The organism is Vibrio sp. 661, assembly GCF_033339315.1.
In the GTDB taxonomy this organism is placed as follows: domain Bacteria; phylum Pseudomonadota; class Gammaproteobacteria; order Enterobacterales; family Vibrionaceae; genus Vibrio; species Vibrio alginolyticus.
The window spans coordinates 1-1,201 of the sequence record NZ_JAWOUJ010000092.1 but is presented as its reverse complement, the minus strand read 5'-3'; the positions used below and the strand labels follow the sequence as shown (position 1 = coordinate 1,201).

The following is a 1,201-nucleotide window of genomic DNA, read 5'->3' as shown; positions in this document are numbered from 1 at the left end:
CCAAACCAAGTCCAGAACCTGTCGTACAAATCAACAAAGATGCACCAACTGTGCTCATTGTCGATGATAAAGAGGTGCAACGTACTTTGGTTCAAATGTACCTAAACCGACTTGGCGTCAATAGTTTACAAGCCAATAACGGCGCAAATGCGGTGGAACTGTTTCAATCACATCAGGTCGATTTGGTGTTGATGGATGTTCAAATGCCAGTAATGAATGGGTTTGATGCCAGCGAAAAAATCAAGCAGTTTTCCCCAACTACGCCAATCATCGCCCTGTCTGGCGAATCTGGAGAGAAAGAGCTCGAGATGATCGCTAAGTTGATGGATGGTCGTCTGGAAAAGCCAACCACACTCAACGCATTGCGTGATGTACTGGTGCGATGGCTTCATTTCGATAAAATCAGCGTAACGAACAGTTATCAAATTGCGAATGAATAGTTGGCATTAAAACTGCTTAACTGAAGTACAAACCGAATTATCCAGAGCGTTGAGCTTGCTGTTATGCAGTCAGTAAGCTTGATAAGGAGATGGCTATGTTACTTCACCGACACACATATTACGGCTTGATTCATCACGGAATAAAAGCACTATTGTTAGACAGAATCGGACGCTACACCGAGGAAGAGTATCACCAATATTTGAGCCTAATGACAGGCAAATCGACTTGCTTCACCATGACGCATGAAGAGCTAGAAGCCACCGTCGATAACTTGTTGAGAGAAGGCTATTTGGAAGACGTAAAGTCTCTGATTTCTCAATACCAACGTGTGGCGTAGGAAAGAATCGTTTAGCTCTCGAGCCATGAGTCAAGCCTACAGAAGCTCACCAAGCTATCTGTACTAACGAGCAAGATTTCGCCTTTTTAGGTGCCTTAAACATATCAATACATTGCCGCTCATTGAGCGGCAATTTTTTATCCAAATCCCTTGAGCTATTCACATTACGCCAGATTCCGCTAGACTGTCAGCAACTCAACAACTCGGTAGTTTTTGGCAACATGAAGCAAATCCTTGATTTTATTCCTCTCATTATCTTCTTCGCTCTATACAAGATGTACGACATCTATGTAGCGACTGGAGCACTCATCGTTGCAACGGCAGTTCAACTTATCGTGACCTACGCGCTGTATAAGAAAGTAGAGAAGATGCAACTGATCACGTTTGTCATCGTCACGATATTCGGCAGCATGACCATTTTCT

At 43.5% G+C, this 1,201-nt stretch carries 3 protein-coding genes; all 3 read left to right on the top strand.

Annotated features, from left to right (window positions below; all coding sequences use genetic code 11):
- Window positions 1-440, top strand: a 440-nt coding sequence (locus R7P69_RS24905) for a response regulator (RefSeq protein ID WP_318121781.1), incomplete at its 5' end; no start/stop codon positions are given.
- A gap of 95 nt (window positions 441-535) precedes the next feature.
- Window positions 536-778, top strand: coding sequence for a hypothetical protein (locus R7P69_RS24900; RefSeq protein ID WP_005481662.1), 243 nt, complete (start codon window positions 536-538; stop codon window positions 776-778).
- A gap of 221 nt (window positions 779-999) precedes the next feature.
- A partial coding sequence (locus R7P69_RS24895; RefSeq protein WP_318121780.1) for a septation protein IspZ occupies window positions 1,000-1,201 on the top strand: 202 nt, incomplete at its 3' end.